This is a genomic window from Natrarchaeobius halalkaliphilus (genome assembly GCF_003841485.1).
Lineage (GTDB): Archaea > Halobacteriota > Halobacteria > Halobacteriales > Natrialbaceae > Natrarchaeobius > Natrarchaeobius halalkaliphilus.
The window spans coordinates 140,026-165,207 of record NZ_REFY01000003.1; the positions used below are offsets into that span (position 1 = coordinate 140,026).

Below are 25,182 nucleotides of genomic sequence, written 5' to 3' on the forward strand. Positions count from 1 at the left end.
AGGTAGCCGAATTCAGCACCGTGACTCGAGGACGGTCGGATTCTGTCGGTCGAATTCAGTAGTGCCAGGGATACTCGTCGAACGACGGCTCCCGTCCTTCGACGAACGCGTCCCGTCCTTCCGCGGCCTCGTCGGTCATGTAGCCGAGGCGGGTCGCCTCACCCGCAAACACCTGCTGGCCGATCATCCCGTCGTCGGCCATATTGAAGCCGTATTTGAGCATCCGCATCGCGGTCGGACTCTTCGAGTTGATGCGCTCGCCCCACTCGAGGGCCGTCTCCTCGAGTTCGGCGTGTGGGACGACCTCGTTGACCATGCCCATATCGGCTGCTTCCTCGGCGGAGTACGTCTTCCCGAGGAAGAACACCTCGCGGGCTTTTTTCTGGCCGATCTGTTTCGCGAGGTAGGCGGACCCGAAGCCGGCGTCGTAGCTCGCGACGTCCGGATCGGTCTGGAGGAACTTCGCGTGTTCGTCGCTCGCAAGCGTGAGATCGCAGACGACGTGGAGGGAGTGACCGCCGCCGACGGCCCAGCCGGGGACGACGCAGACGACCACCTTCGGAACGTGTCGAATGAGCCGCTGAACCTCGAGAATGTGAAGTCGTCCCTGCTCTGAAGCCCGGTCTTCGTCCCCGTCGTACTGATAGCCGTCCTCGCCCCGGATCGTCTGATCGCCGCCGGAACAGAACGCCCACCCGCCGTCGTCCGGCGAGGGACCGTTGCCCGTCAGCAGAATACAGCCGACGTCGGTCTGACGCTTTGCGTGCTCGAGAGCGTCGTACAGTTCGTCGACGGTGCCAGGCCTGAAGGCGTTTCTGACCGACGGCCGATCGAAGGCGATCCGGACCGTCCCGGAGTCGACCGCCCGGTGGTACGTAATGTCACGAAAGTCGCGCTCGAGGCCGTCGACCGGCGTCCAGCGTTCCTCGTCGAAGAGTTCCGAAACCATCGCCTCGAATTTGGTAGGCGGTGGATGATAAGGTTCTGCCTTACTCTTCGTCCGACGCCACTTCGTCCGACGTCAGGTCGCTCGCTTCGAGTTCGCCCGCCAGAAAGCGCTCGCCACGCTCCGTAATGGCGTACATGCCGGTCGTGTACTTCTTCAAAAGTCCGTGCTCGGTCAACTGGCGGCACCGGTGGGCCGCGTACGGCCCGCGACAGATCCCTTCCTCGTCGATGTGCGTCGGTGAGAAGACGTCGTCCGATCGCATCGCTTCGAGGATAGCTTCGTCGGCGGGATCCATCCACTCCGCGGTGTCGTCGCCCATACGCTCCGATAGGCGCTCGCCTTTCAAGTAGAATTCGTTCCGAGCCCGAACTCACTCGAACGGTCGAGCGATCGAACGATTAGGACGGATGTTGGTGGCTGATCTTCTCCGCGACGATTCCCGGAACCGGCGTCCCACAGTCCGTACACTTCCAGGTGGGCGAAACCGTTCCGGACTCCTTTCGCAGATCCTGCCTGAACTCGAGAACCGCACCACAGATGCAGGTGTGCGTCGTCCGCGTCACGACTCGAGTAAGCCGAGTTCCTCCGCGATCAGGTCTGCGATGCGATCTGCAACGTCGGGATCGACCTCGGCAACGTCGTCGCCGTCGTGTAACTGCTCGTTGTGTCGCTCGATCGAGTCCGCCAGATCCGACAGCGGAACGCGCGAACCGGTCTCGCACTCGCCACAGACGATCGGAACCTGCGGATCGCCGTCGTCGGAATCGGGATTCGTCATCCTCGAATCCTCCGTTAGCGAACGGCAAAAACGTACCTGGTTCGTTTTCGACGCTGCTCCGATTCGACCCGGACGGTTCCCGAAGTCCCGGAAATCCCCGCTCTCAGACCGTTCGCTTCGTGAGGGCGACGATCAAAAGAGAGACGACCACAGCCAGGACGCCGAACCCGGGCGTTGGATCGATTCCGTCGTTAGCGGATTCGTTTCGCTCGCGTTCGGTTTCGCTCTCCTGGCCGGTTTCCGCCGCGTCGTCGGATTCGAAGTCGCTACTCGAATCGATCCCGTCGTGGCCCAGGCTGATTCCGTCGTCGCTCGTGTCTCCGTTCGCGCCACCTCCCTCGAGTTGAAGCACGACGACGGCCTGGCCGTGGGATCCGTCGGGGTGGTAAGTCCAGCCTCCGGCTTCCTCGTAGGGACGGGCGTCCGCGATCGGATCGACGTCGGTGTCCCAGGCCTCGTGTGCTTGCTGAACGTAGCCGACCAGCTCGATCCGATCAGCGTGTTCTCCGTCGATCTCCGCCGGACCGTACTCGACGGTCGCGTTCTCGGTCAGACCGTGCATCTCGATGCAGTGTGAGTCGAGGTATCCGTCTCCCTGTGGCAGATTCGACTCCGTTCCGAACTGATCGGCATCCAGTGGCCGATCGTAGTGCTGGGTCAGGGGATACTCGACCGTCATCGGATCGGCGTGGGAGTGCCACTCGAGTTCCTCGCCGGTCGCCACCGTGACGGTCGTGTTCGGGACGGTTTCTCCGACGATCGATTCGCCGGCTTCGTTGACCAGCGTGACACAGAGCTTTCCGGAGCCGTCGCCCAGATACGGCGTTCGATACTCGTCCCGGGGGTTGACGTAACTAATCCAGCTTCCGTCGTCCGCCCCGGCCTCGAAGTACGGATCGCCCTCGTCTGGAACCGGTTCGGTGTATGCCTCCTCCGAGACCGTATCCGAGGACTCTTGGACGGTCGAGTGGCTTGCCGGCGTCGGTGCGGCTGTCGTCACACCTCCCGCGGCGACAGCGCTTACACCGACCGACCCGACCAGTAGCAATACGAGCGCTCCAGTCAGAACCGACCGTCGCGATTCAGACATGACGACCTCCGAACCTCCCTCGACCATCGACCCTCGAGCGCGCTCGATGGGGACTTAACTGCGTTCGCCGGTGACTCGAGTGTGCGGTCGTCCGTGACTCGAGTGCGTTCGTCTCGAGCAGGTGTTTCAGGGACGGACCGTTCGAAGACGGTGACTGTCGTCGTCGAATACCTGTCATTGAAATTGAGTACCTGGGATACCGTCTTCGGTATGAGTCCCCTTCCACGGAGTATGATATCGTTACCGGGGAGACGAGCGCAGTACTGACCCGAAATATCGATCACAGCGGTGTTCGAGGTGTCGATTACAGGCTAGGTCCCGCCACTCGGGAATCGTCGCCTTTCAGGGTGTGGAGAGTCCAAAGTGGTGAACCTGTATGGGTTCGGGTTTGAATCGGAGTAAGTCGATCGTTCTTTCGTTCGACCGCTGCGACTTCCGTGGTCCGAATCGGTCAGCCGATTGCTGCCGCTCGCGGATTTACTCGTGGCAGCAATGTGCGGGACCGGATTCGAACCGGCGGACCCTTACGGGACAGGATTTGACCCGGTTGACGTAAGAACAATGTAACAGGGTCAGTTTTCCTGTCCCGTACCAGTTTAGTATCTGAACTGCAGGACAGATAACCTTCATTGACTTTCAAAACAAGATCGAACGCTCTTGTGTAAACTGGCGGAATAGTGCGTTAACAAGCCATACTGTCTTCCATATTACGGGCTGAGACGCCGGACACATGCGAATGGCGAATACTCGTCGGGTTGTTCGAGCCAGTTCCGCTGTACTACAGAAGAGCGAACGAAACAACAGTTGGTGAACTACCCTCCCCTACTCGCTTACGGCTGACGCCGTTCGCTCCTTGAGGAGAGGGCTTCCTGCTTCCACTGTGAGTTTCAGTGTGGCCCTGCGAATAGGAGTGCAGAATTCTTCAATTGATGGCGATACATTTATATAGAACCGCTATCAATTCGGTTGTTGTTATGGCAGAGCAAATGGGCAACCAGCCGATGGTCGTCATGTCCGAGGAGAGCCAGCGCACCTCGGGCGATGATGCACAGTCAATGAACATTACTGCCGGAAAAGCCGTCGCGGAGGCAGCCCGAACGACGCTCGGTCCCAAGGGGATGGACAAGATGCTCGTCGGCTCGACGGGCGGCGTCGTTGTGACGAATGATGGGGTCACGATCCTCAAAGAGATGGAGATCGAGCACCCGGCCGCCAACATGATCGTCGAGGTCGCTGAGACGCAGGAAGAGGAAGTCAGCGACGGCACCACCTCCGCTGTCGTCATCGGCGGTGAATTGCTCGATCAGGCTGAGGGTCTCCTTGACCAGGACGTGCACGCGACGTCCGTAGAACAAGGCTACCGCCAGGCCGCCGAGAAAGCAAAGCAGATTGTTGAGGAGATGGCGATCGACGTTGACGCTGACGATACTGAAATCTTACAGCAGATTGCCGCCACGGCGATGACTGGGAAAGGCGCAGAGGGGGCCAAAGATCGCTTGGCTGAACTTATTGTCAGCGCCGCCAGCAGCGTCGCTGCCGATGGCCGAGTCGAAACGGACAACATCAAAGTCGAGAAGGTTGTCGGTGGTGCAACCGAGGACTCAGAACTTATCGAGGGAGTTGTTGTCGATAAGGAACGGGTCAACGAGAATATGCCGTATTTCGCTGAAGAGGCCAACGTCGCGGTGCTCGACGACGCTCTCGAAGTTAAGGAGACGGAGGTTGATACCGAAGTCAACGTTACCGATCCCGACCAACTCCAGCAATTCCTCGACCAGGAAGAGGAGCAGCTCCGTGAAATGGTCGATACGGTTGCTGACGCCGGAGCAGACGTTGTCTTCGCACAGGACGGTATTGACGACATGGCTCAGCAGTTCCTCGCAGATGAAGGGATCATAGCGGTGCGCCGCACCAAATCCAGTGACGCCGAACAGATCGCTCGTGCAACTGGGGCCCGCATCGTCGGCAACGTCACCGACATCACCGTCGACGATCTCGGCAGTGCTGGTTCCGTGTCACAGCAGGATGTCGCTGGCAGTCAGCAGATCGTCGTCGAAGATGTCGAGGACGCCAAGTCCGTCACGCTGTTGCTGCGGGGAGGGACTGAGCACGTCGTCGACGAAGTCGAACGCGCGGTTGAGGACAGCCTCGGCGTCGTCAGCGTCACGCTCGACGAAGGCAAGGCATTGCCCGGCGGTGGCGCTCCAGAGACCTACCTGGCACTCGAACTGCGCGATTACGCCGACAGCGTCGGTGGCCGCGAGCAACTGGCCGTCGAAGCCTTCGCCGATGCTCTTGAAATCATCCCGCGCACACTTGCCGAGAACGGCGGACTCGATCCGATCGACTCCCTGGTCGAACTGCGGAGCCAGCACGACGCCGGGAATACGGTAGCTGGACTCAACGCCTACACCGGAGACGCCATTAACATGGATACAGAAGGCGTCTATGAACCACTCCGTGTCAAGACCCAGGCGATCGAATCGGCCACTGAGGCGGCCGTCATGCTCCTGCGCATTGACGATGTCATCGCAGCTGGCGATCTGAAAGGCGGTCAGGTCGACAGTGATGATGACGACGACGCCGGCGGCCCGCCTGCCGGTGGTCCCGGCGGCGGAATGGGTGGCGGTATGGGAGGCATGGGTGGCGGTATGGGCGGGATGATGTGAGTTCCACCAAGTAACGGAACAGCATACGATTGAGGGCACTCGGCTGCACGTCGAATACAAATCCCTCTTACGTCGTCGCCAAACTGCCAACTGATTTCCTTTGTATCGTACTGTGACCCCCCCTCACAATGGGAGGTGTCATTTGTGAGACACAGAGCTGCCTGTCATCGTATCTGCTTCATACGGTACTGTTGGCATGTGAGCTCTCAGCCCATCGGTTATAGTACAATCTGGGTTCGGTATGTCGCCTACCCCATTATTACGTCACAGTCCTTCAGCGCCGCTTTGGGTCTTCTTATTGATCATGATCTTATTTAGTGAAAATAGCGAGACGAAACGGAAATGGGATAGTACGCGGGGCCGGATTCGAACCTCGCCGAGACGATCACCCACGCTCCGCTCGGGTGCGCGACTCGTCTGGTTCGAATTGGTGCCTACTCCTCCGTCGCTTCGCTCCTCAGTGCGCGGGACCGGATTCGAACCGGCGGACCCCTACGGGACAGCGTCCTAAGCGCTGCGCCGTTGGCCTAGCTTGGCTACCCGCGCGCACACTGTGGTTTCTGCGATTCGAGTATGAAGGTGTCGATCCACGACCTTCCCGAGCCACCGGTCGCGCGCGTTACAAGTGGTCGACGACGACCCGACGACAACCGAGTGCCGTCCGGTTAGCTGCTATCCGGCGAGTAGTTCGGTGCTTCGTCGGTAATCACTACGTCGTGGGCGTGACTCTCGGCCTGGCCGGCCGAAGAGACGCGGACGAACTCAGAGCGCGTTTTGAACTCGGGAATCGTTCCCGCACCGACGTAGCCCATCCCCGACTGCATTCCGCCCGCTAGTTGGTGCAGTTCGGATCGAAGCGTTCCCTTGAACGGCGTCGCGGCTTCGACGCCTTCGGGAACGTACTCGTCGTCGTCGGGCTCCTCTTTGAGATAGCGATCACTGTCGCCGGATTTCATCGCGCCGACCGATCCCATCCCCCGATACTGCTTGTACTTCTTGCCGTTCATCGTGACGACTCGGCCGGGTGCCTCGTCGGTACCCGCGAAATACGATCCGAGCATGACCGCGTCGGCACCCGCGGCGATCGCCTTGATCGCGTCGCCGGAGTATCGGATTCCGCCGTCCGCGATGACGGGCACGCCGTGCTCGCTCGCCACGTCCGCGACCTGCGCGACGGCCGTGATCTGGGGCATCCCCGATCCGGAGACGACGCGGGTCGTACAGATCGATCCCGGTCCGATACCGACTTTGATCCCGTCCGCGAAATCGACGAGATCCGCCGCAGCCTCCCGAGTCCCAACGTTTCCGACGACGACATCGGCTTCGACCGCCGCTTTGATCTCTCGAGCGCCCTCGATGACGTTCCGGTTGTGTGCGTGGGCGGTGTCGATGAACAGCACGTCAGCGTCGGCGTTGTCGGCCGCTTCGGCGCGATCCAGTTCGAACGGGCTCACCGCGACGCCGAGACGGAGCCGGCCGTCCTCGTCGCGAACCGCTTCCTTGTACTCGCGGCGCTGGAGGATGCCCTGCATCGTCACCAGGCCGACGAGGAGGTTCTCGTCGTCGACGACCGGAACGCGCTCTATTTTGTGATCGTACATCAGATCGAAGGCGTCGCGTGCGTCGACGTCCTCGTGGACCGTGATGACCTCGTCCGTCATCGCTTCGGTGACGGGATCGTCTTCGTTGACCTCGAGGTGGGGACGGATATCCGTACTCGAGATAATACCGAGTACTTCCCCGCGCGTGTTGACGACCGGTGCGCCACCGACTCCCTCGCGGGCCATCAGATCGTCGACTTCGCGGACGCTCATCTCCGGGTCCGCGGTGACGACGGAATCGAGCGGAATAATGAGTTCGTCGGCGGTTTTGACGCGTTCGATCTCCTCGACCATCTCGTCGATGTTCATGTTACGATGGAGGACACCGAGACCGCCGTGGCGGGCCATCGCGGTCGCCATTCCGCTCTCGGTCACCGTGTCCATCGCAGCCGAGAGGATCGGGACGGAAACTTCGACCGTTTTCGAGACGCGAGAAGTCAGGTCGGCGTCGTCGGGTTCGACGCGGCTCTCTTTGGGTCGAAGGAGAACGTCGTCGAACGTCAGCGCTTCCGGTACGTCGAGTTTCGAAGAATATGACCCGTGCTCGGGAACATCGTTCGCCATGTAAACCGTCCGAAGCCGCGAGCAAAAAGCGTTGCGAGATAGAAAGCGGATTCGACCGCGTGACGCGGCCGTCAAGGATCGTCATGCGAGCGCATTCGCCCGATCCGTCACGGCGAGTCGTTGTCGAACTGATCCATGGAATACCGGCTGTGGCAGTTGTGACACTGATATCCTCCGTCGATGTGCTCGTAGAGTCGCTCTCCACACTGCTGACAGCGGCCGTACGGGTAATTCATCTGACCGATACCTGGAACGCGAGTGGATTAAGTTCTCCGGCCGCCGTCTCTTACGGTATGGACGATCACACTCGCGATCCGAGCGTCGATCCGCCGCCGACTGGTGATCCGACGGGGTGGCTCGAGGCGAAAGGGCGCTGGGAGCACGCGACGCTTCGACGGGCGGTCGTCCACGGCGTCCGGCTGTTCAACTCGGGGGCCTATCACGAGAGCCACGACTGTTTCGAACTCGAGTGGTACAACTACGGCCGTGGGACGACCGAAAGCGCGTTTCTCCACGGAATGGTTCAGGTGGCTGCGGGCGCGTACAAACGCTTTGACTTCGAAGACGACGACGGGATGCGATCGCTCTTCGAGACCGCGCTCCAGTATCTGCAGGGAACGCCGAGGGACTACTACGGCGTCGACGTCCTCCAGGTTCGAACGGTCCTGACGAACGCCATCAATGAGCCGGGCCGAATCGACGGCTGGGACATCCCACTCGACGGGGAGCGACCGGTCGCCCGTCCGGACGACTACGAATACCTCGACGAACTCGAAGGGTAACCGGATAGTCCGTGCCGGTCGTCTGCGATCCGACGCCCGCGCGTCCGGCCGGCGCTCTGGTCGGTCAGACTACCGAACTCGCAAAAGACCGAACGGCATTTGAAGACGTAGCCCAATCTGTACGTAATGAGAGTTGCACAGATCGGGTCGGGAACGCCGGAGATTGCAGTCGTTGCGGGCATCCACGGTGACGAGCCCTGTGGGGTTCGCGCCATCGAACGTCTCCTCGATGAGCGCCCGACCGTCGAACGTCCCGTCAAACTCGTCGTCGCCAACGAAAAGGCACTCGAGCGTCAGGTCCGATTCGTCGACGTGGATCTGAACCGGGCGTTCCCTGGAGGACCGAACGCAGGGACCCACGAAGGTGAACTCGCCCACGAACTGGTCGGGGAGCTCGAAGGGTGCCTGACGTTCTCGATGCACTCGACCCAGAGCCACGCCGATCCGTTTGCGATCGTCAATTCAGTCACCGAGACGGCGACGGACCTCGTTCCACAGCTTCCCGTCGCGGCGATGGTCGAGACGAGTAACTTCGCTGAGGGACGACTCTTTTCGGAGATCGAAACGATCGAAGTCGAATGCGGGCTGCAAGGATCGGAGACGGCCGCCCAGAACGCAGACCGGTTGACTCGAGCGTTCCTGACGGCCGTCGAAGCGCTCCCCGGCGATACGGTCCGACGGGATCTCCCGGTCTACCGCCTCACTGACGTTATCGGCAAGAACCGGGCCGACACGTACGAGGTGTTCGTCGACAACTTCACCGAGGTCGAACCCGGCGATCCGTTCGCCGCCGCCGACGGAAGTACACAGGTGGCATCGGACTCGTTCTACCCCGTTCTGATGTCTCCGAACGGCTACCGTGACGTCTTCGGCTACGCAGCCGAGAAAATCGACGTTCTGACGACGACGCCGACGGCGGATTGATCCGTCTCGTCCAGATCAATTTGGCCGTCCGAGATACGCACAATTTTCCCCGCCGGGGGAGGATTGATACCGCGAGGATCCCTTTCGGTGAGTGATGACTGCTACGCTTTCGCTGTTCGTCGCCCTGTTCGCGGAGCTGTTCCCGAACGGGATCAGCCACTACGCGATCGGCGGACTGTTCGTCGGCCTCGGGGTCGCCGTGATCTACCTCGGTACGGGGACCGCCGCCGGCGCGAGTACGTTCCTCGAGTCGACGCTCTCTTACGGATCGAGTCTCTCGCGGTTCCAGCAGTATCGTCCATCGCGCGACTGGCGCATCGTCTTCACGGTCGGCATCGTCATCGGAGCCGCCATCTACGCGGTGACGGTCTCACCACAGGACGGCCTCTGGACGACTGACGTCCAGTGGTGGAGGCTGTTCGTCGGTGGCGTCTTGATCGGGATCGGTACCCGCGTCGGGAAGGGCTGTACGTCGGGTCACGGCGTCTGCGGCGTCGGCTCGGTCTCGAGTGCTTCGTTCGTCGGCGTCGCGACGTTTCTGTTCATCGCGATCGGAACGGCACAGCTAATCCAGGCCGTGGGGGTGAGCCCGTAATGTCCCCAGAGCACGACCAACACCCGCTGTTCCTGCCGCTCGTGTTCGTCGGCGGATTGCTCTTCGGGTTCGGCCTCGGGTTCAGTCACATGGCTCAGCCGGAAGTCGTCCTGAGCTTCCTGCAGTTTACGGACTTCGGATTGCTGTTCGTGATGTTCGGAGCCGCAATCGTAACCGGAATCACGTTCTTCGGCGTCAAACAGTTCCGGAGTCGCGCTCCCCTGACGGGTGCGGTCTACGAGCGGCGGCTGAAGAGCCTCGACAAGAACGTCGTCATCGGCGGCGGAATATTCGGAATCGGGTGGGGACTGTCGGGTATCTGCCCCGGAGCAGCGTATGCCAGCCTCGGAATCGGGAACGTCCCGATCCTCTACGGTATCGCCGGAATGTTCGTCGGCGCTTACATCCAGGGATTCTGGCGCTCAGCGCGCACCGAGAGAAACACGCCTGCGACGACCGCCGACTGAGTTTATCACGTCTGTTCGTATCGAAAGACGCGTATCGACTCGTATGAAACCTGTCACTGTTCCATATAGAAGGGCCACAACAGTCAATGAGGAGAACCGTGATATGTTGACGTATGACTCAGCGAGTCGTCTGTCCGTACTGCGACGAACCGACGAGCGTCGACATTAATATGACAGTTATGAGAACTGTCAAATCGGCTGGCTCCCTGAAAGAGGGGTTCGCGAGATCCGCGACGTGTACGGAGTGTGACGAACAGTTCAGCTGCAAGACGAAGCTGTCCTGACGGGACGTCGATTCGATACGAGACCAACACGCCGATAGTTCTCCAGCCCTGCATTTCTCTCGATGAGTGAGGATCCGGAGCCGTCGATGAACATCAGCGGCGGGGAGAGCGGCGGCGGTATTGCCACCGAGTTCGATCCGTCGACCGCCGAAACGCGCGCCGAACGCGTTATCGACCGATTGGGCGAACTGTACTGGCAGAAGACCTACGGCGGTCAGGACGCGTTCACCTGTCTCGTCCGGACGATTCTGAGTCAGAACACGAGCGACAAGGCGAGTCAACCCGCTCACGACGACCTGCTCGAGCGATACGGGGGCGGAAACGTCGACCTCGCAGAATCACTCGCGAGCGCGGAACGATCGGAACTCGCGGAGACGATCAGCTCCGCGGGCCTCTACAACCAGAAATCCGAGGTCATCATCGAAACGGCCGAATGGGTCAGAGAACAGTTCGGCTCCGCTCGCGCGTTCGATGCGTTCGTCAAGGACGAAGAGCCGGAGACGGTCCGCGAGACGCTCCTCTCGGTTCGTGGAGTCGGCCCGAAGACCGCCGACTGCGTGTTGCTGTTTGCGGGCGGGCGCGTCGGTATCTTTCCCGTCGATACCCACGTCCATCGGATCTATCGCCGTCTTGGTATCGCCCCTGCGGACGCGGATCACGAGGGGGTTCGATCCGTCCTGGAACGCGAGGTTCCGGCCTCTAAGTGCGGGTTCGGGCACACGGCGACGATCCAGTTCGGCCGCGAATACTGTCGAGCTCGAAAGCCGGCGTGTCTCGAGGATCCCGACGCCTGCCCGATGGGTGATCTGTGTGATCAGGTCGGCGTCTATCCGGAGACGAACGAGATCGTCGACCCGTCGGACGCGTAGGTGCGGTTATCGTCCGAACGAGCTGTCTGTCAACCAATCGAAAACGTCGTATCGGAAGAAAGTCCTACAGGAATCGGAACGTCTCGAGGTTCTTCGGCGCGAACGTACGCATGTTGTACTCGTGATAGAGTGCCGAAGAAAGGTCCTGAGTCGATCGCTCGTCGCCGTGAACGCAGAGGACCTTTTCGGGTCGCGGGTTCATCGTTTTGACGAAGTTCTCGAGGCCCGCGCGGTCTGCGTGGCCGGAGAAGCCGTCGACAGTTTGGACGTCCATGTTCAACGAAAGGGTTCCGCGACTGTTGTCGTCGTTTCTCGCACCGACAGCGCTGGTCGGGATCTCGTCCCAGCCGTTCTGAATGCGTCGGCCGAGGGTTCCCTGTGCCTGGTAGCCGACGAAGACGAGCGTCGAGTCCGGGTCGGGACCGATGTGGCCGAGCCAGGACATGATGGGACCGCCGGTAACCATCCCGGACGTCGAGAGGATGATACACGGACCTCCGTCTGCGACCTCCTGACGTTCTTCTTCGCCGGCATCGATGTGATTGAACTCCTCCGCGAGGAAGGGGTTCTCGTCGTCGTGGAAGATCCGATCGCGAAGGTCGTCGCGGAGGTACTCGGGATAGGTGGTGTGAATCGCTGTCGCTTCCCAGATCATTCCGTCGAGGTGAACGGGCATCGATGGGATGTCTCCGCTGCGCATCGCCTCCTCGATAACAAGCATGATCTCCTGGGATCGACCGACTGCGAACGCCGGAATGACGACTTTCCCACCCTTGTCGTAGGTTTTCTGGACGACCTCTTTCAGTTTCGTCTCGGAGTCCTGTTGGTCCGTCTGATAGTCGTTTCGACCGCCGTAGGTCGACTCGAGAACGAGCGTCTCGACGCGGGGAAAGTCGTTGACAGCGCCGTTGAACAGGCGAGTATCCGTGTAGTGAATGTCGCCCGAGAACGCGACGTTGTAGAGGCCGTCTCCGATGTGGAAGTGACTCACTGCGGAGCCGAGAATGTGGCCCGCGTTGTGGAACGTGAGCTTGATGTCGGGTGCGATGTCCGTGACGTCGCCGTACTCGAGTGGAATGCAGTGTTTGATCGCCTCGCGGACCTGTTCAGACTCGTAGGGTGGCGTACGCCCTTCCTTGGCCGCAACGTCGAGGTAGTCGAGCGTGAGCAGGCCCATCAGGTCCCGCGTCGGCTCGGTACAGTAAATCGGCCCGTCGTAGCCGTACTTGAACAGAAGGGGAATAAGTGCGGAGTGGTCGAGGTGGGCGTGAGTGAGGACGACCGCGTCGATCGTCTGCGGTCCTGCTCCGAGCGCCTCTGGCGCGTGGAGGTACGGCACCTCGCCCTCGGCACCGGGTTTATCACCACAGTCGACGAGGATCCGCGTTTCTGCCGTCGAGAGGATGAACGAGGCACGACCGACCTCTCGACAGCAACCGAGCGTGCTGATACGGACGTACTCGTCGTCGGACATCTCCTCGCGGTGGATCTGTCGGCCGACTCGTTCGAGGATGTCCCGTCGTTCGTCGCGTTCTTGTTTGAGGAAACTCCGAACGTTCGAAACCGTCGACGATTCGATCGGTGGCGTGCGAACGACCTCCGGCGTCCAGCCGACGTTTTTCGTAATATCGCGGAGGGTCGAGCCGTGACGGCCGATGACCATTCCCGGTTTCTCGGCCTCGATAACGACCTCGCCAGTGTCGATGTGGAAATCCAGATCCGTGACCCCCGCTTCTTCGGGGATTACGTTCATAACCTGCTCTCGAGCCTCTTCGGGCCGAGAGAGAACGCTCGGATCGGGTCGGACGGTGATCCGCTTTCGGAGCTTGCTCGCGAGCTTCCGGACGAGATCACCCTGCCGGGCGAACTTCTTCGGGTCGCGCGTATAGAGGACCAGCTCCGGTCCTTCGTACTTCACCGAGGAGACCGAGATATCGCTCGGTAGCTCGCTCGTGATCTCTGCTTGCAAATCGTCGAGTTGCTGCTCTACAGTGCTCATAATCGCCAGATGTGGCTTGCGCGAACTCGCCGCCAGGGGTCGAGTTCGTCGAGATGGTGGGGAAACTGAGAGCGCCACGACCGTCCCCGACGGGACGGCGCAGCACGTCTCCTGTTCCGAATCATCCTGTGTAACTCCGTATCGTGACGAACACGTCCCCAGGTCGGTTATCCTGGTTTGTGCGGGAAGATTCCAGGGAGAACCCGCTTACCTGACGCTATTCCCTGCGTGGTATAAAAGCCTTCGCAAAAGCAAGGACGCTCGGGCCCGAACTCGAGTCGAGAGAGACCGATGAACGTCACACGAGAGCGCGTTGGCACCGAACGTGAGTGGATCAAAAACCGATCGAACACCGTCGTTCCCGTCATCAACGACGTCCGTGACGATCTAGGGGAGATATTCGACACCGACGTCGATCCGGTAACCGAGACGCAGTACGTCGACGAAGTCGATACGGTGTTCGCCGATGGGGATCTGGCGGTCAACGTCGCCGCGCTGGTCGCCATCCTCCGTGAACTCGACGTGACGGGAGATCATCCCGGATTCGTCGTCGACGAACTCCTGGGTCGCGAACTCGCGGCGACGATCGCCGGAACCCAACCGTTGCGGACGTTGGGTGAGGCGACGTTTCATTACGCGGACCTCCACGTTCACGGCGACGACGACGAAAACGCGGGCGTCGACGATCTCGAGGCAGCGCTCGCAGCAGGATTTCAAGAGCGAATACCGGGATGGAGCTGGACCGAACGCGAGAGCCCCTTCGCCCTCGAATCCACGGAACGTCCGTAACACCGGTCGTCGGAGCATCCATCCGATTATCGGAGAATCCGTCTCTCGAGCGAGACCCTCGTTTTCCGGTCCGGTTCAGCCGTCAGACGGTTCGACGTCTGATGAACCCCGCTCAGTTCTCGCCCGCCACACCGTCGTCAGATTACTCGTCTTCCTCCGATCCGTCCTGTCCCTCGATCTCCTCTCCGTCCGGCACTTCCTCGGGTTGTTGTTCCTGTTGTTGCTCCCGTTGCTGGATGATTTGATCGTAGAGATCGGTTCCAGCCAGTACGGAGATTTCTCCCGTTCGGAGTGCATCGACAAGCACGTCGGCAGAGCCGTCGACGCGATAGACGCCACCCTCTTGTTCTTCCTCTTCGATACTGAGATCAGCTTCGGCTTCCGAGTCCACGCGACCCTCGAAGTCGTCTATCGCGTCCTCGAAGAGTTCCTGTTGTCGTTGAATCGCCTCTTCCTCCGAGAGTTCCCCCGCCATCGCTCGTTGTTGGAGTTCCTGAAGATCGCTCGCGTCCGGTTCAGCGAGCGCGGTGAGGTGGCCGTCCTCTTCGGCCCCGTCGCCGTTCTCGCCGTCGATGGCGCTGAGATCCGAACAGCCAGCGATCGAAGCCGCGATACCCGTGCCGGTAAGCTGAAGAACCCGTCGACGGGTTCGGAGGTTCGTCATCATTCACTAGCTCGCGGGTTCGACCGACCGTAAGGCTTTATCTACGACTCGGCTTCACACGTTCGAGCGTGTCGTATTCCTTTTATCCAACCGACGGCTAGCGGTCCCCAGTGACCACGACGGAAAACGCGGCTATCCACACCATAGAGCAGCCGTCGATCGCGGCCGGCCACGACCTGATCGAAAGCGGGCTCGAGCGAGACGCGCTCGTGACGGTGTTCGGACGATGCACGGTCGACTACGACGGGCGGGCCTCGAGTCAACTCGACGCCGGCGACCGCCACGTGATGCTCAAACCCGACGGGACGACGCTGGTTCACACCGACGAGGGACAACAGCCGGTCAACTGGCAGCCGCCCGGCTGCGAACACGCCGTTCGGCGCGTGGCCGCGGACGACGGTACCGAGGAACTCGTTCTCGAGACCAATCGATCGACGCCGGCGGAACGGCTTCTCGTTCGATTTTCGACCGTGCGACAGATATCTGCGTTCTCGGGAACCGACGAGAGCGATCTCACGCTGTCGGGAACCGAAGAGGATCTCCGGACGCGCATCCTCGACGAGCCGGAGCTGCTCGGGACGGGCTTTACACCGCTTGCGACCGAACGGGAGACGCCGGCCGGAGCGATCGACATCTACGGCGAGGATTCTTCGGGACGGGCCGTCGTCGTCGAACTCAAACGCCGCCGAGTGGGTCCGGACGCGGTGAGTCAGCTTCGCCGCTACGTTGATTCGCTGGGCCGAGACCTCCACGCCGACGCGTCGATCCGCGGAATTCTCGTCGCACCGTCCGTGACGGATCGCGCCGACCGACTGCTGGCCGAGCACGGACTCGAGTTCGTCTCGCTCGAGCCGATAGCGGAGTGAGAAAGACACGGGACCGTCCAAAAACACGGCTGTCGGCCAAAGCCACAGTCACTGTCCGGAACAACAGTTGAACGATACGGAAAACGTCCGTCCGATAGTACTCGTTCGTTCGCCAGTACCTGAACGCTCGAGACACTCGTCGGTTCGGTATACGGTTTTCTACTCCTCGAGCAGTCGCTTTAGTCGATCGAGTTCCGTCAGCGCTTCGACGGGGGTGAGGTGGGCGAGATCGAGCGACCGGAGTTCGGCGGCGACGTCGACGGGGACGTCCCCGCCATCCGCGGTTGCGGTCGCCGTCGAACCGTCCGGTACTCGCCTATCGACCGCCCGCTCGTCTCCGAGCGTTCCCTCCGCCTCGAGTTCGTCGCCGTCGGTCTCGGCGGCCAGCTCTCGAGCGCGGTCGACGACGTCCCCGGGAACGCCAGCCGCTGTCGCGACCTCGACGCCGTAGGACCCCGTCGCCGCACCGGGAGCGACTTCGTGGCGGAAGACGACGTCGCCGTCGTCCTGACCGACCTCGAAGTGGAGTGTGAACGCGGCCTCGAGATCGTCCGCGAGTTCGGTTAGAGCGTGGTGATGGGTCGCAAATAGGGTCGTCGCGCCGACCACGTCGTGGACGTGTTCGGTGATCGCTCGCGCGAGTGCGAGGCCGTCCGCGGTCGACGTTCCCCGGCCGACCTCGTCGAGCAAAACGAGCGAGCGGTCGTCGGCCTCGCGGAGGATCGTCGCCAGTTCGTCCATCTCGACCATGAACGTTGAACGTCCGCCCGCGATGTCGTCGCTCGCGCCGACGCGCGTGAAGATCTGCTCGACCGGAGTGAGTCGGGCTGAGTTCGCGGGGACGAAGCTCCCGACCTGTGCCAGCAGTACGATCTGGGCGATCTGTCGCATGTACGTCGACTTCCCCGACATATTCGGCCCAGTTATCACCGCCAACCGCTGATCTCTGGACAGGTGTACGTCGTTTGGAACGAACGACTCCTGGGTCCGCTCGACGACCGGATGGCGACCGCCCTCGATCTCGATCTCGAGACCGGGTTCCCCTTCGCCGCCGCCGTCCATCCCGCCGGTGCACCCGTCGATCTCGGGTCGACAGTAGTCGTACTGAGCGGCGACCGTCGAAAGCGAGACCAGCGCGTCGAGGGTCGCAACTGCCTCCGCGAGTCGCTGAACCCGCTCGACTTCGGTTGCGATCTCGCGACGAACCGCACAGAAGATATCGTACTCGCGCTCGTCCGCTCGCTCCTCGGCGCTGACGATCCGATCCTCGCGATCTTTGAGTTCCGGCGTGACGAACCGTTCTGCGTTCTTTAGCGTCTGACGGCGCTCGTAGTTCTCCGGGACCGATTCGAGGTTCGGATTCGTCACCTCGAGATAGTAGCCGTGGACCGAGTTGTAGTCGACCTTGAGCGAGTCGATGCCGGTCCGCTCTCGCTCTCGCTCCTGTAGGTCGTCGATCCATTGCTTCCCGTCGCGTGCGCTCGAACGCAGATCGTCGAGCCGCCCGTCGTAGTCCTTCGCGATGATTCCACCCTCCGTGATCTCGATCGGCGGATCGTCGACGATGGCGTCGTCGACGAGCGTCCGGACGTCCGAGAGAGGGTCGAGCTGGTCGAAAAGTCGCTCGAGTCGCTCGCACTCACAGTCGTCGAGGTGCTCGCGAAGTGTCGGAATCACCGCGAGAGTGTCGCGAAGGGATCGGAGATCCCGAGCGTTCGCGCGTTCTCGCGAGATCCGCCCGATGAGGCGCTCGAGGTCGTAGACGTCTCGAAGGAGGTCGTGTACGGACTCGCGGGTCTGGACGTCACCGGTCAGCTCCTCCACGGCGTCGAGTCGCGACTCGATTCGATCGGGATCGAGCAGCGGCCGTCGAAGCCAGTCTCGAAGTTTCCGACCGCCGAGGGCGCTTGCAGTCTCGTCTACGACGCCGGCGAGCGTCGCGTCCTCGTGACCGCGGACGGCCCGCGGCTCGAACAGCTCGAGGCTTCGCAGTGCAACGGCGTCGAGCAGCAGGTACTCGCGGGGATCGTATCGGGTGAGGTGGGTGAGATACTCGAGGCGGGTTCGCTGTGGATCGTCGACCGCAGCGAACCCCTCCCGGTCGTCGTCAGCGGTTTCGCGTTCGGTTTCCCCCCGTTCGCCCTCGTGTTCGCCGCCGCGAACGTACTCTGCGTACGCCAGCAAGGCACCGCAGGCTCGTATCTCGGCGTCAGCAGCGAGCAGCGCATCGGGGTCTCCGAAGTACGACGACAGCAGGTCCGTCCCGCGAGCGAGTTCGAACGCGTCGGGATCGAACGGCGTCACCATACAGTCGTCGGGAAGGACGTCCTCGGATGCGAACGGACCGACGACGGCCTCCGCGGGATCGAACCGGCTGATCTCGTCAGCGATCGTCTCGCTCGAGTTCGAACTCGTCGCGAGGAAATCGCCGGTCGAGACGTCGAGGAGAGCGAGTGCGAGTGTCTCAGCCACGTCTTCGCCGTCCGCGGCATTCGCGCTGGTCGTCGCGTTTTCCCGATCTTGGGCGCCTTCACCTCCCGATCGAGCCCCGCCGCCATCGCCGCGTGCGACCGCGGCGACGAAGTTGTTGTCGTCGCTCGCGAGCAGTTCGTCCTCGGTAAGCGTCCCCGGCGTGATGACGCGAGTCACCGCTCGTTCGACGACGCCGGGCGACTCGCCTGGCTCTTCGACCTGATCGGCAACGGCCACGCGATAGCCCGCCTCGAGAAGCGTTTCGATGTACGATTCGGCGTTGTCGATGGGAATGCCGGACATCGGATACTCTCCCGTGCTGTCCTCGCGACTGGTGAGTGCGATCTCGAGTAGCCGCGCCGTCCATTCGGCGCCACCACAGAAGGTCTCATAGAAGTCCCCGACCTGAAAGAGGACGAGCGCGTCGTCGTAGCGCGCACAGAGATCGTGGTATTGACGCATCATGGGCGTCAGCTCGTCGCGTTTCTCGGCCATCTCTTCGGGAGGGCCAAGCGCCGGATCCATACTCGAAGTCCGCCACCGGACGCGGAAATAGCTTGCTGGTCGTGAACCGACCGCCGATTGCGACGTCGGACGTAGGTGCCCCGAGGACGATCGATCAGCACAGCTTCGGAGGTGTTCTGTTGGATCGGTAGCTACTCCTCGAGCGGCGTCCCGGAGGTCCGGTCACGAAGGTCGACGCCGATGGCGAAGACGATTCCGAGAACAGTGCCGAACAGGACGTGACCGATCAGGCTCTCGATGGCTATCCCCGGAAAGTCGCCGGCCGCCTGAGTTCCGATCGTTTCGAGCCAGACTGGGAGAACGATCAGCGGAAGGATCGCCCAGATCGCTAGCCCGAAGACGAAGCCAGCGGCGATAACGCGGAGTGTCACGCCGGTTCGTGAGAGCACTTCCGTTTCGGGAGTCGTCTTCAACACGCCAAGGACGGGATCTCTGCTGACGACGTATCCGAAGACGAGACCGAGGACGGCTCCATGTGCGAGATGGATTCCCCAGCCGACGACCCCGACGGCCTCGAGACCGTAGATAGCGGGGATCGCTCCCGACAGAATTTCGGGATCGACCAGCCACATGATGAGGCCGAAGGCGGCCGCTCCGATCACACCGCCGACGATCCCGCCGATTGACCATCCCCAGCTACTGCTGATGCCGAACGCGGACACGGTATCGGACTCGGTGCTCATGGCGAGGCAGTCTACCACAAGTGGTGGTAAAAGCGTTTGTCCGTCACGAGCGACGACCCCTTCTGACGATCCCTTATCCGGGTTTCGATAGTAGCCACTGCACATCAATACATCTCTGTAGGACTGCAGGGCCAGACGGACGTCTCGAGGGTGAATACGATGTGTCGGAGGTGACCGACGGTGGTCCGTCTAGGTTGGAATTATATGGATGAGACTCGATAAGATACCGTGGAGTACGAACTGCTCGGCTGGCCGCCAGACGGACCGACGCTTCGACTCGATTACGAGCGGTTCAGTTATGCGGGCAAATTCGTCATGTCGAACACCGGCAAAGCAGTCGCCCGAACCGAAGACGACGAGGCGAGCGAACGACTCGATCTGAACGGCGATACCGACGGTGAACGCGACCACGATGTCGGACGGATCGTCGCCGCCGCGGCGTTCAACGAGGACCGCACCGACGACGAAACGTTGTGGATTCGGTACGTCACGGTCGACCGCGCACACCGCGGCGATGGTATCGGTCCGAAACTCCTCTCCCTCGTGCGCGAGCGCGCCCTGAAACGCGGCTACGATCGCCTCCGAATCGCCGTCAATAATCCGTTCGCCTACGAAGCACTCTATCGGACCGGATTCGTGTACACCGGCGAGACGACGGGTATCGCTGAACTCCTCCTCGAGTATCCGTCGCCGCTCGAACTCGACGAGCGAAGTGGCGACGGGGTAGCCGATTCACAGAGCCGCCACAAAGACGTCCGCTTCGAACGCTACCAGGCCGGCCTCGAGGAATTTCGCGAACGCGATCTCTCCGAGGCCGAAGAACGATTTCTCGAGGACCGGCGAGAGCGGACACCGCCGAATCCGAGAGCCAGTCGATAATCACAACTCTATCCCGTACAGCGATCCCGACGACTTGCTTCTCTTTATCATGGGACCGTATCGGATTCTCGATCCTACGTATCCGTACCCGAAAGGCGAATATCAACTTCCGCCGGACCCTCTCGCACCAACCGACTCATACGGTCTACTGTAAGTCGTTACCGGGGCGACCGCGAGCCTTCCTGCGGTCGCTCCGGTAAAAAGTCACAGCAAACCGTATGACTCCACCTGCTCACGTAACCTCGGTCGGTGTGGATTTGGATCTCGTGACGACCACAGCAACAGCGAATCGAGATCCGGTAGCTCATAGCCCAGCTCAAGCATCATGTACAGGATGTTTGTGACAGGTACGTCGTCTAGTACATCGACTGGTGAAGGCGCTTGAGAGGACACACTTAAACCGCCATCACCGGCCACGTTCACACTTACACCGACAGAATAACCGATAGCCAGCGACGGGTTGAATAAGTCAGTGCATTACCGAACAGGGTCTCTTACTCAGGGAACGTGCGTCGTCAGTGACGATCGTGACTCCCCACATCCTCGTGGCGAGTGTGACGATCGGACTCGAGGAACCGTTCCTCGAGGTCCTGTTTCGACCACTGGTCGTCGATCCCGCGGATCTCGAACCGTGCGCCGCCGTCGGCGCTTTCGTGAACGGAGATGTTCCACCCGTGTCCGGCGACGACCTCCTGGACGATCGAGAGGCCCAGTCCGGTCCCGGACTGTGCGCTCGTGTATCCGTACTCGAAGATCCGGTCGCGTTCGGCTGGCGGGATCCCCGGCCCGTTGTCCTCGACTGCGACCCCGTCGTCGATCGCGGTGACTCTGATGGTATCCGCACCTGATGCGTGATCTTGTACGTTTCTAAATAGGTTCTCGAACAGCTGTCTGAGTCGCGACTCGTCGGCTTCGACGACGCCGAGATCCGGATCGATCTCGACTCGGATTCCCTCGAGGGCGACGCCGTTTCGAGCCCCCTCGACGACGGATTTCAGGCTCGCAGGAGTGGTCTCCCGGATCGGCTTGCCGCTTTCTGCCAGTGCCAGTAAATCGTCGACGAGCGTTTCCATTCGATCGAGGGCCGTTCGGATCTCGTCGAAGTGTTCCTCGGACCCCGTCTCTTCGGCCAGCGTGAGGTAGCCTGACATCACGTTGATCGGGTTTCGGAGGTCATGAGATGCGACGCTCGCAAAACGCTCGAGTCGCTCGTTTTGCTGTTTCAGCTCTGCTTCGCGAACGCGCAAGCGCTCGGTTCGCTCGAGGCGATCGAGAACCAGCTCCGTGTGGGCGGCGATCACTCGAGCGAGCTCCAACTGTAACGAGCTGAATCCGCCTTCGGAGAGCGTCCCGCTTATCATCACCCCGTGTTTGCCGATCGGGACGATGTACTCCGCCTCGACCGGCGTCTCGGGGTTGTGTGCGTCCTCGTGATTTTCGATGTCCTCGAAGAGTTCGGGGGTGCCCTTCTCGAATGCGTTCCAGGCGAGGCTCTCACCGCTGTCGAACGTTGGTGGATGTTCGAACGTCTCGAGGGCGGTCTCTGACATCGCAGCCGGCGCTAACTGCGTATCGTTTCGGAGCCAGATCCCCGTCAGCGAGAGCTGGAGGATAACCTGTGCCGCATCGACGGAGACCTGACACGCGTCCCTCTTCGATCTCGCCTCGATGAGGTTCTGCGTCGCATCGTGGAGTCCGAGGAGGATCCGATCGCGCTCTTTGCTCCGGACGTCGTACAGACCGACGAGTAACCCGATTCCGACACCGGCCGTCGCGCTGTTAACGACGAGGTAGTACGGGAGGTTCAACGCGACACCACCGGATTGCTGAGTGAACACGATGAGGAATCCGATCCCACCGAACGTCGTCATCCCGGCGACGAACCACGCACAGATCCAACACGCCGCGTTCGAACCGAGGTTCCGGGTCGTGAGCCAGTAAATCGCAATGGCGACGAGGAGGGAAACCAAAAGCGGTCCCACATCTCGAAACAAAAACGCAACTGTCGACGCGCTCTCGACGACGACGAGCCGATAACCGTGAACGCCGACGAGAAGCATCGACAGCGCTCCCATTACGTAGACTGCTAGTTTACTATTCGACTCGCATCGCCTCATCACGGTCGGTATCGTATCTCTGCTTCTCCCTGAAAAGCTAATCTATGCGATATTCTGACAATTAGTGCGAGAATTCGACGGCGAAGACCGGAGCGAGTGACGTCCGAGAACGCGAGTCGAGCTTTCGACGGATCGACCGAACCGTTTTTGCGATGGCGGCGGATAGCTGGAATCGATGGACGTACTGATCGTCGGCGCGGGATCGATGGGGACGTGGGTCGGCCGAACCATCGATGCTGACGTCACCTTCGTGGATATCGATGCCGATGCCGCATCGGATGCCGCCGCCGCGATCGGCGGCGACGCCGACGATCTCGACGGATCTACGCGGTACGAGGTCGTCTGCCTCGCCGTTCCGATGACACACGTCACCGACGCGGTCGCCGGTCAGGCCGATCGTGCACAACGAGCGCTCGTCGACGTCTCCGGTGTGATGGGGCCGCCTCTCGAGTCGATGAAAGCTCACGCACCCGGACTCGAGCGAGCGAGCCTTCACCCGCTGTTCGCGCCGGAACGTGCACCCGGCACGATCGCCGTCGTTCGTGACCGATCGGGACCGGTGGTCGACGAACTCCTCAGACGATTCGAGAGGCGCGGAAACGATCTCGTCGAGACCGACGCGATAGAACACGACGAGGCGATGGAGACGGTACAGGCGACGACGCACGCGGCCGTCCTCTCGTTTGCTCTCGCGGCGAAGTCGGTACCTGACGGATTCGAGACGCCGATTTACGAGCAGCTGCGGACGCTTGCCGAACAGATGACGGAGGGGACGCCGCGCGTCTACGCCGATATCCAGGAGACGTTCGACGGCGCGGATGCGGTTGCAGAGGCGGCCACCGAGATTGCGGCTGCCGATGGTGACGAACTCGAGGCGCTGTATCGCGATGCGGCGACACGGTGGCAGGCCAACGACGCGTCGGGCGGCACGGAAGACGGACGGAAAAGCGAGGCCAGAGAACGCGAGAGGGCGGACGAGGACGGGCGATCGGGTGAGTTCGAGTGAACGATCAGCGCGAGGCGATCCGCTCGAACGCCAAGTACTTACGAAACGTGCGACCGATCGACCCCGACGAGATCTGTACGTACGTTCCAGACGATCCACATCCCGCGGTCGTTCGACAGCACCTCCGGGAAGACGCCGTCGATCTCGGACTCCTCGAGCGTGACGACGGAACGTTCGTTCCCGTTACCGAGGAACCGGTTTCGCCACGAACCGAGCCGGTCCGTTCGATTCCCAGCGCGTACGAACAGCGGCTCGAGGACCTGCTGGTCGAACGATACGGCGTGAACTGGCACGAAGACGCGACGGGCGATCTCCTCCGGTCGACGATCCGGCGGTTCAAATCGAACTACCTCGCGGGTCGTCCCGTCGAGTACGACGAGGACGTCGCCGCGGGCTATGCGATCTATCACCTCCCCGGATACTACGCCGCCGCCCAGTACGCGCTCGACGATCTGGCCGAACGCGGCCGACTCGGTCGGCGGTTGCGGGTCCTGGACATCGGTGCCGGCGTCGGCGGCCCGGCGATCGGTCTCTGTGAGTATCTGCCCGACGACGCGCTTCTCGAGTATCACGCCGTCGAGCCCAGTTCAGCGGCCGACATCCTCGATGGACTTCTGGACGAAACCGGACGGAACGTTCACTCGACGATTCACCGAACGACCGCCGAGGCGTTCGATCCGACGGCCGTCGACGAGACGGGAACGTTCGACCCGACGCTGCCGGACGACGGCTTCGATCTCGTACTCGCCTGCAACGTCCTGAGCGAACTCGAGGATCCGGTGAGCGTTGCTCGCTCTGCGCTCGAGTCGCTCGCACCGGACGGGACGATGCTCGCGATGGCGCCGGCGGACAAAAACACCAGCATTCAATTGCGCGAGGTCGAGCGAGAACTCGAGGACGAACGCGTCGGCGGTCAGGACGATCGACGAGGACCGGTGACGGTCTACGGGCCGACGGTTCGGCTCTGGGGAACCGACCGTCCGTCGGATCGCGGCTGGACGTTCGACGCCAGGCCGGACCTGGAGGTTCCGTCGTTTCAGCGCCGGCTCGACGACGCAACGCCCGAGTCTGACGCCGACCACGCACCCGACGAGTTCGTCAACGTCGACGTCCAGTTTTCGTACGCTATGCTCCGTCTCGATGGAGCTCGTCGAGTCGACGTAACGCTCGAGACGGCCGATTGGGCGAAGATGGCCGAGATGGACCGGCACGTCCCGAACCGAATCGATCTCGTCGCGGCGAAACTCAGTCGATCGCTGAGTGCTGGGGGAGGGGAAACGACCGGTTCTGGACGTGACGGCGGTGCCGAGTCACAGTCGGGTTCTGACTCGAGCGGCAACTCCGGTTCACGAGCGAATCCGGTGTTCAAGATCAGCGACGGAAGCGAATCGATCGATCACTACGCCGTGCTTACGAAGGAGACGTCGCTCAACCGACCGTTGCTCGAGGCGGAGTACGGCGACCTCTGTTCGTTCGAGCGGGCCCTCGCGCTCTGGAACGACGACGAAGGGGCGTACAATCTGGTCGTCGACGGCGAGACGATCGTCGACCGGATCGCGTGAGGGCCTCACGAAGCGGAGGGCTTTTCGCGATCGCATCCGAGACGCATC

Annotated in this window: 22 protein-coding genes and 1 tRNA gene; 11 read left to right on the forward strand and 12 right to left on the reverse strand. The window is 61.6% G+C overall.

The window, feature by feature from the left end:
- Positions 1-55 precede the first annotated feature (55 nt).
- The 5 genes from EA462_RS07600 to EA462_RS07615 all read right to left on the reverse strand — a co-directional run bounded on the left by EA462_RS07600 (position 56) and on the right by EA462_RS07615 (position 2,817).
- Complete coding sequence (locus EA462_RS07600) at positions 56-949, reverse strand: 1,4-dihydroxy-2-naphthoyl-CoA synthase (RefSeq protein WP_124177970.1); 894 nt, start codon at positions 947-949, stop codon at positions 56-58.
- 40 nt (positions 950-989) lie between these two features.
- Positions 990-1,268, reverse strand: coding sequence for a hypothetical protein (locus tag EA462_RS07605; protein WP_124177971.1), 279 nt, complete (start codon positions 1,266-1,268; stop codon positions 990-992).
- 79 nt (positions 1,269-1,347) lie between these two features.
- Positions 1,348-1,512, reverse strand: a complete 165-nt coding sequence (locus EA462_RS17250; RefSeq protein ID WP_165872033.1) for a hypothetical protein — start codon at positions 1,510-1,512, stop codon at positions 1,348-1,350.
- A complete protein-coding gene (locus EA462_RS07610; protein WP_124177972.1) occupies positions 1,509-1,727 on the reverse strand; it encodes a hypothetical protein in 219 nt (72 codons plus the stop codon). Before EA462_RS07610 ends, EA462_RS17250 begins: the two co-directional genes overlap by 4 nt.
- A gap of 103 nt (positions 1,728-1,830) precedes the next feature.
- The gene (locus tag EA462_RS07615; RefSeq protein ID WP_124177973.1) at positions 1,831-2,817 is read right to left on the reverse strand and encodes a PGF-CTERM sorting domain-containing protein; all 987 of its coding nucleotides are present in this window, start codon (positions 2,815-2,817) and stop codon (positions 1,831-1,833) included.
- 986 nt (positions 2,818-3,803) lie between these two features.
- On the opposite strand from EA462_RS07615, the gene thsA reads away from it, so the two are divergent.
- Positions 3,804-5,486, forward strand: a complete 1,683-nt coding sequence (thsA, locus tag EA462_RS07620) for a thermosome subunit alpha (protein WP_124178457.1) — start codon at positions 3,804-3,806, stop codon at positions 5,484-5,486.
- A gap of 461 nt (positions 5,487-5,947) precedes the next feature.
- On the opposite strand, the gene EA462_RS07625 is transcribed toward thsA, so the two are convergent.
- Together EA462_RS07625 and guaB are read right to left on the reverse strand one after the other, a co-directional pair.
- A tRNA-Leu gene (locus EA462_RS07625) sits at positions 5,948-6,032 on the reverse strand.
- Positions 6,033-6,151: 119 nt separating this feature from the next.
- Complete coding sequence (gene guaB / locus EA462_RS07630) at positions 6,152-7,651, reverse strand: IMP dehydrogenase (RefSeq protein WP_124177974.1); 1,500 nt, start codon at positions 7,649-7,651, stop codon at positions 6,152-6,154.
- Positions 7,652-7,944: 293 nt separating this feature from the next.
- Between guaB and EA462_RS07635 the strand changes: the two genes are divergently transcribed.
- The 5 genes from EA462_RS07635 (at position 7,945) to EA462_RS07655 (ending at position 11,572) form a co-directional block, all read left to right on the forward strand.
- The gene (locus EA462_RS07635) at positions 7,945-8,433 is read left to right on the forward strand and encodes a DUF309 domain-containing protein (RefSeq protein WP_124177975.1); all 489 of its coding nucleotides are present in this window, start codon (positions 7,945-7,947) and stop codon (positions 8,431-8,433) included.
- A 126-nt stretch (positions 8,434-8,559) separates the two neighbouring features.
- Entirely contained in the window at positions 8,560-9,357 is a 798-nt protein-coding gene (locus EA462_RS07640; protein ID WP_124177976.1) for a succinylglutamate desuccinylase/aspartoacylase domain-containing protein, read from the forward strand.
- 94 nt (positions 9,358-9,451) lie between these two features.
- A complete protein-coding gene (locus EA462_RS07645; RefSeq protein ID WP_124177977.1) occupies positions 9,452-9,952 on the forward strand; it encodes a YeeE/YedE family protein in 501 nt (166 codons plus the stop codon).
- The gene (locus EA462_RS07650; protein WP_124177978.1) at positions 9,952-10,419 is read left to right on the forward strand and encodes a DUF6691 family protein; all 468 of its coding nucleotides are present in this window, start codon (positions 9,952-9,954) and stop codon (positions 10,417-10,419) included. The genes EA462_RS07645 and EA462_RS07650 overlap by 1 nt, the downstream gene beginning before the upstream one ends.
- Positions 10,420-10,765: 346 nt before the next feature.
- The gene (locus tag EA462_RS07655; RefSeq protein WP_124177979.1) at positions 10,766-11,572 is read left to right on the forward strand and encodes an endonuclease III domain-containing protein; all 807 of its coding nucleotides are present in this window, start codon (positions 10,766-10,768) and stop codon (positions 11,570-11,572) included.
- Between the two features lie 64 nt (positions 11,573-11,636).
- Here the strand turns inward: EA462_RS07655 and EA462_RS07660 are convergent, their stop codons facing one another.
- Entirely contained in the window at positions 11,637-13,571 is a 1,935-nt protein-coding gene (locus EA462_RS07660) for a beta-CASP ribonuclease aCPSF1 (protein WP_124177980.1), read from the reverse strand.
- Positions 13,572-13,862: 291 nt separating this feature from the next.
- Between EA462_RS07660 and EA462_RS07665 the strand changes: the two genes are divergently transcribed.
- Positions 13,863-14,360 carry a hypothetical protein gene (locus EA462_RS07665; RefSeq protein ID WP_124177981.1) on the forward strand — a complete coding sequence of 166 codons (498 nt, stop codon included), beginning with the start codon at positions 13,863-13,865 and terminating at the stop codon, positions 14,358-14,360.
- Between the two features lie 142 nt (positions 14,361-14,502).
- Here EA462_RS07665 and EA462_RS07670 read toward each other — a convergent pair whose 3' ends face one another.
- Positions 14,503-15,027, reverse strand: a complete 525-nt coding sequence (locus EA462_RS07670) for a hypothetical protein (protein WP_124177982.1) — start codon at positions 15,025-15,027, stop codon at positions 14,503-14,505.
- 131 nt (positions 15,028-15,158) lie between these two features.
- Between EA462_RS07670 and nucS the strand changes: the two genes are divergently transcribed.
- The gene (nucS, locus tag EA462_RS07675) at positions 15,159-15,890 is read left to right on the forward strand and encodes an endonuclease NucS (RefSeq protein WP_243641391.1); all 732 of its coding nucleotides are present in this window, start codon (positions 15,159-15,161) and stop codon (positions 15,888-15,890) included.
- A 159-nt stretch (positions 15,891-16,049) separates the two neighbouring features.
- Here nucS and mutS read toward each other — a convergent pair whose 3' ends face one another.
- Positions 16,050-18,887: a DNA mismatch repair protein MutS gene (gene mutS, locus EA462_RS07680; RefSeq protein WP_124177984.1), complete on the reverse strand. Its 2,838-nt coding sequence runs from the start codon at positions 18,885-18,887 to the stop codon at positions 16,050-16,052.
- Between the two features lie 131 nt (positions 18,888-19,018).
- The gene (locus tag EA462_RS07685) at positions 19,019-19,570 is read right to left on the reverse strand and encodes a hypothetical protein (RefSeq protein ID WP_124177985.1); all 552 of its coding nucleotides are present in this window, start codon (positions 19,568-19,570) and stop codon (positions 19,019-19,021) included.
- A gap of 228 nt (positions 19,571-19,798) precedes the next feature.
- Between EA462_RS07685 and EA462_RS07690 the strand changes: the two genes are divergently transcribed.
- Positions 19,799-20,449 carry a GNAT family N-acetyltransferase gene (locus EA462_RS07690; RefSeq protein WP_124177986.1) on the forward strand — a complete coding sequence of 217 codons (651 nt, stop codon included), beginning with the start codon at positions 19,799-19,801 and terminating at the stop codon, positions 20,447-20,449.
- Positions 20,450-20,964: 515 nt separating this feature from the next.
- Here the strand turns inward: EA462_RS07690 and EA462_RS07700 are convergent.
- Entirely contained in the window at positions 20,965-22,524 is a 1,560-nt protein-coding gene (locus EA462_RS07700) for a sensor histidine kinase (RefSeq protein ID WP_165872034.1), read from the reverse strand.
- Between the two features lie 217 nt (positions 22,525-22,741).
- Here EA462_RS07700 and EA462_RS07705 point away from each other — a divergent pair, with 217 nt between their 5' ends.
- Both EA462_RS07705 and EA462_RS07710 read left to right on the forward strand, forming a co-directional pair.
- Entirely contained in the window at positions 22,742-23,572 is an 831-nt protein-coding gene (locus tag EA462_RS07705; protein WP_124177989.1) for a prephenate dehydrogenase/arogenate dehydrogenase family protein, read from the forward strand.
- Positions 23,569-25,134, forward strand: a complete 1,566-nt coding sequence (locus EA462_RS07710; protein ID WP_124177990.1) for a small ribosomal subunit Rsm22 family protein — start codon at positions 23,569-23,571, stop codon at positions 25,132-25,134. Before EA462_RS07705 ends, EA462_RS07710 begins: the two co-directional genes overlap by 4 nt.
- Positions 25,135-25,182: the final 48 nt, after the last annotated feature.

Coding starts and splice junctions, on each gene's coding strand:
- EA462_RS07665 (WP_124177981.1), top strand. CDS start 13,863: ATGAACGTCACACGAGAGCGCGTTGGCACCGAACGTGAGTGGATCAAA.
- EA462_RS07615 (WP_124177973.1), bottom strand. CDS start 2,817: ATGTCTGAATCGCGACGGTCGGTTCTGACTGGAGCGCTCGTATTGCTA.
- EA462_RS07605 (WP_124177971.1), bottom strand. CDS start 1,268: ATGGGCGACGACACCGCGGAGTGGATGGATCCCGCCGACGAAGCTATC.
- EA462_RS07655 (WP_124177979.1), top strand. CDS start 10,766: ATGAGTGAGGATCCGGAGCCGTCGATGAACATCAGCGGCGGGGAGAGC.
- EA462_RS07660 (WP_124177980.1), bottom strand. CDS start 13,571: ATGAGCACTGTAGAGCAGCAACTCGACGATTTGCAAGCAGAGATCACG.
- EA462_RS07700 (WP_165872034.1), bottom strand. CDS start 22,524: ATGGGAGCGCTGTCGATGCTTCTCGTCGGCGTTCACGGTTATCGGCTC.
- EA462_RS07670 (WP_124177982.1), bottom strand. CDS start 15,027: ATGATGACGAACCTCCGAACCCGTCGACGGGTTCTTCAGCTTACCGGC.
- EA462_RS07705 (WP_124177989.1), top strand. CDS start 22,742: ATGGACGTACTGATCGTCGGCGCGGGATCGATGGGGACGTGGGTCGGC.
- EA462_RS07645 (WP_124177977.1), top strand. CDS start 9,452: ATGACTGCTACGCTTTCGCTGTTCGTCGCCCTGTTCGCGGAGCTGTTC.
- EA462_RS07650 (WP_124177978.1), top strand. CDS start 9,952: ATGTCCCCAGAGCACGACCAACACCCGCTGTTCCTGCCGCTCGTGTTC.
- EA462_RS07610 (WP_124177972.1), bottom strand. CDS start 1,727: ATGACGAATCCCGATTCCGACGACGGCGATCCGCAGGTTCCGATCGTC.
- EA462_RS07640 (WP_124177976.1), top strand. CDS start 8,560: ATGAGAGTTGCACAGATCGGGTCGGGAACGCCGGAGATTGCAGTCGTT.
- guaB (WP_124177974.1), bottom strand. CDS start 7,651: ATGGCGAACGATGTTCCCGAGCACGGGTCATATTCTTCGAAACTCGAC.
- thsA (WP_124178457.1), top strand. CDS start 3,804: ATGGGCAACCAGCCGATGGTCGTCATGTCCGAGGAGAGCCAGCGCACC.
- EA462_RS07685 (WP_124177985.1), bottom strand. CDS start 19,570: ATGAGCACCGAGTCCGATACCGTGTCCGCGTTCGGCATCAGCAGTAGC.
- mutS (WP_124177984.1), bottom strand. CDS start 18,887: ATGGATCCGGCGCTTGGCCCTCCCGAAGAGATGGCCGAGAAACGCGAC.
- EA462_RS07635 (WP_124177975.1), top strand. CDS start 7,945: ATGGACGATCACACTCGCGATCCGAGCGTCGATCCGCCGCCGACTGGT.
- EA462_RS07600 (WP_124177970.1), bottom strand. CDS start 949: ATGGTTTCGGAACTCTTCGACGAGGAACGCTGGACGCCGGTCGACGGC.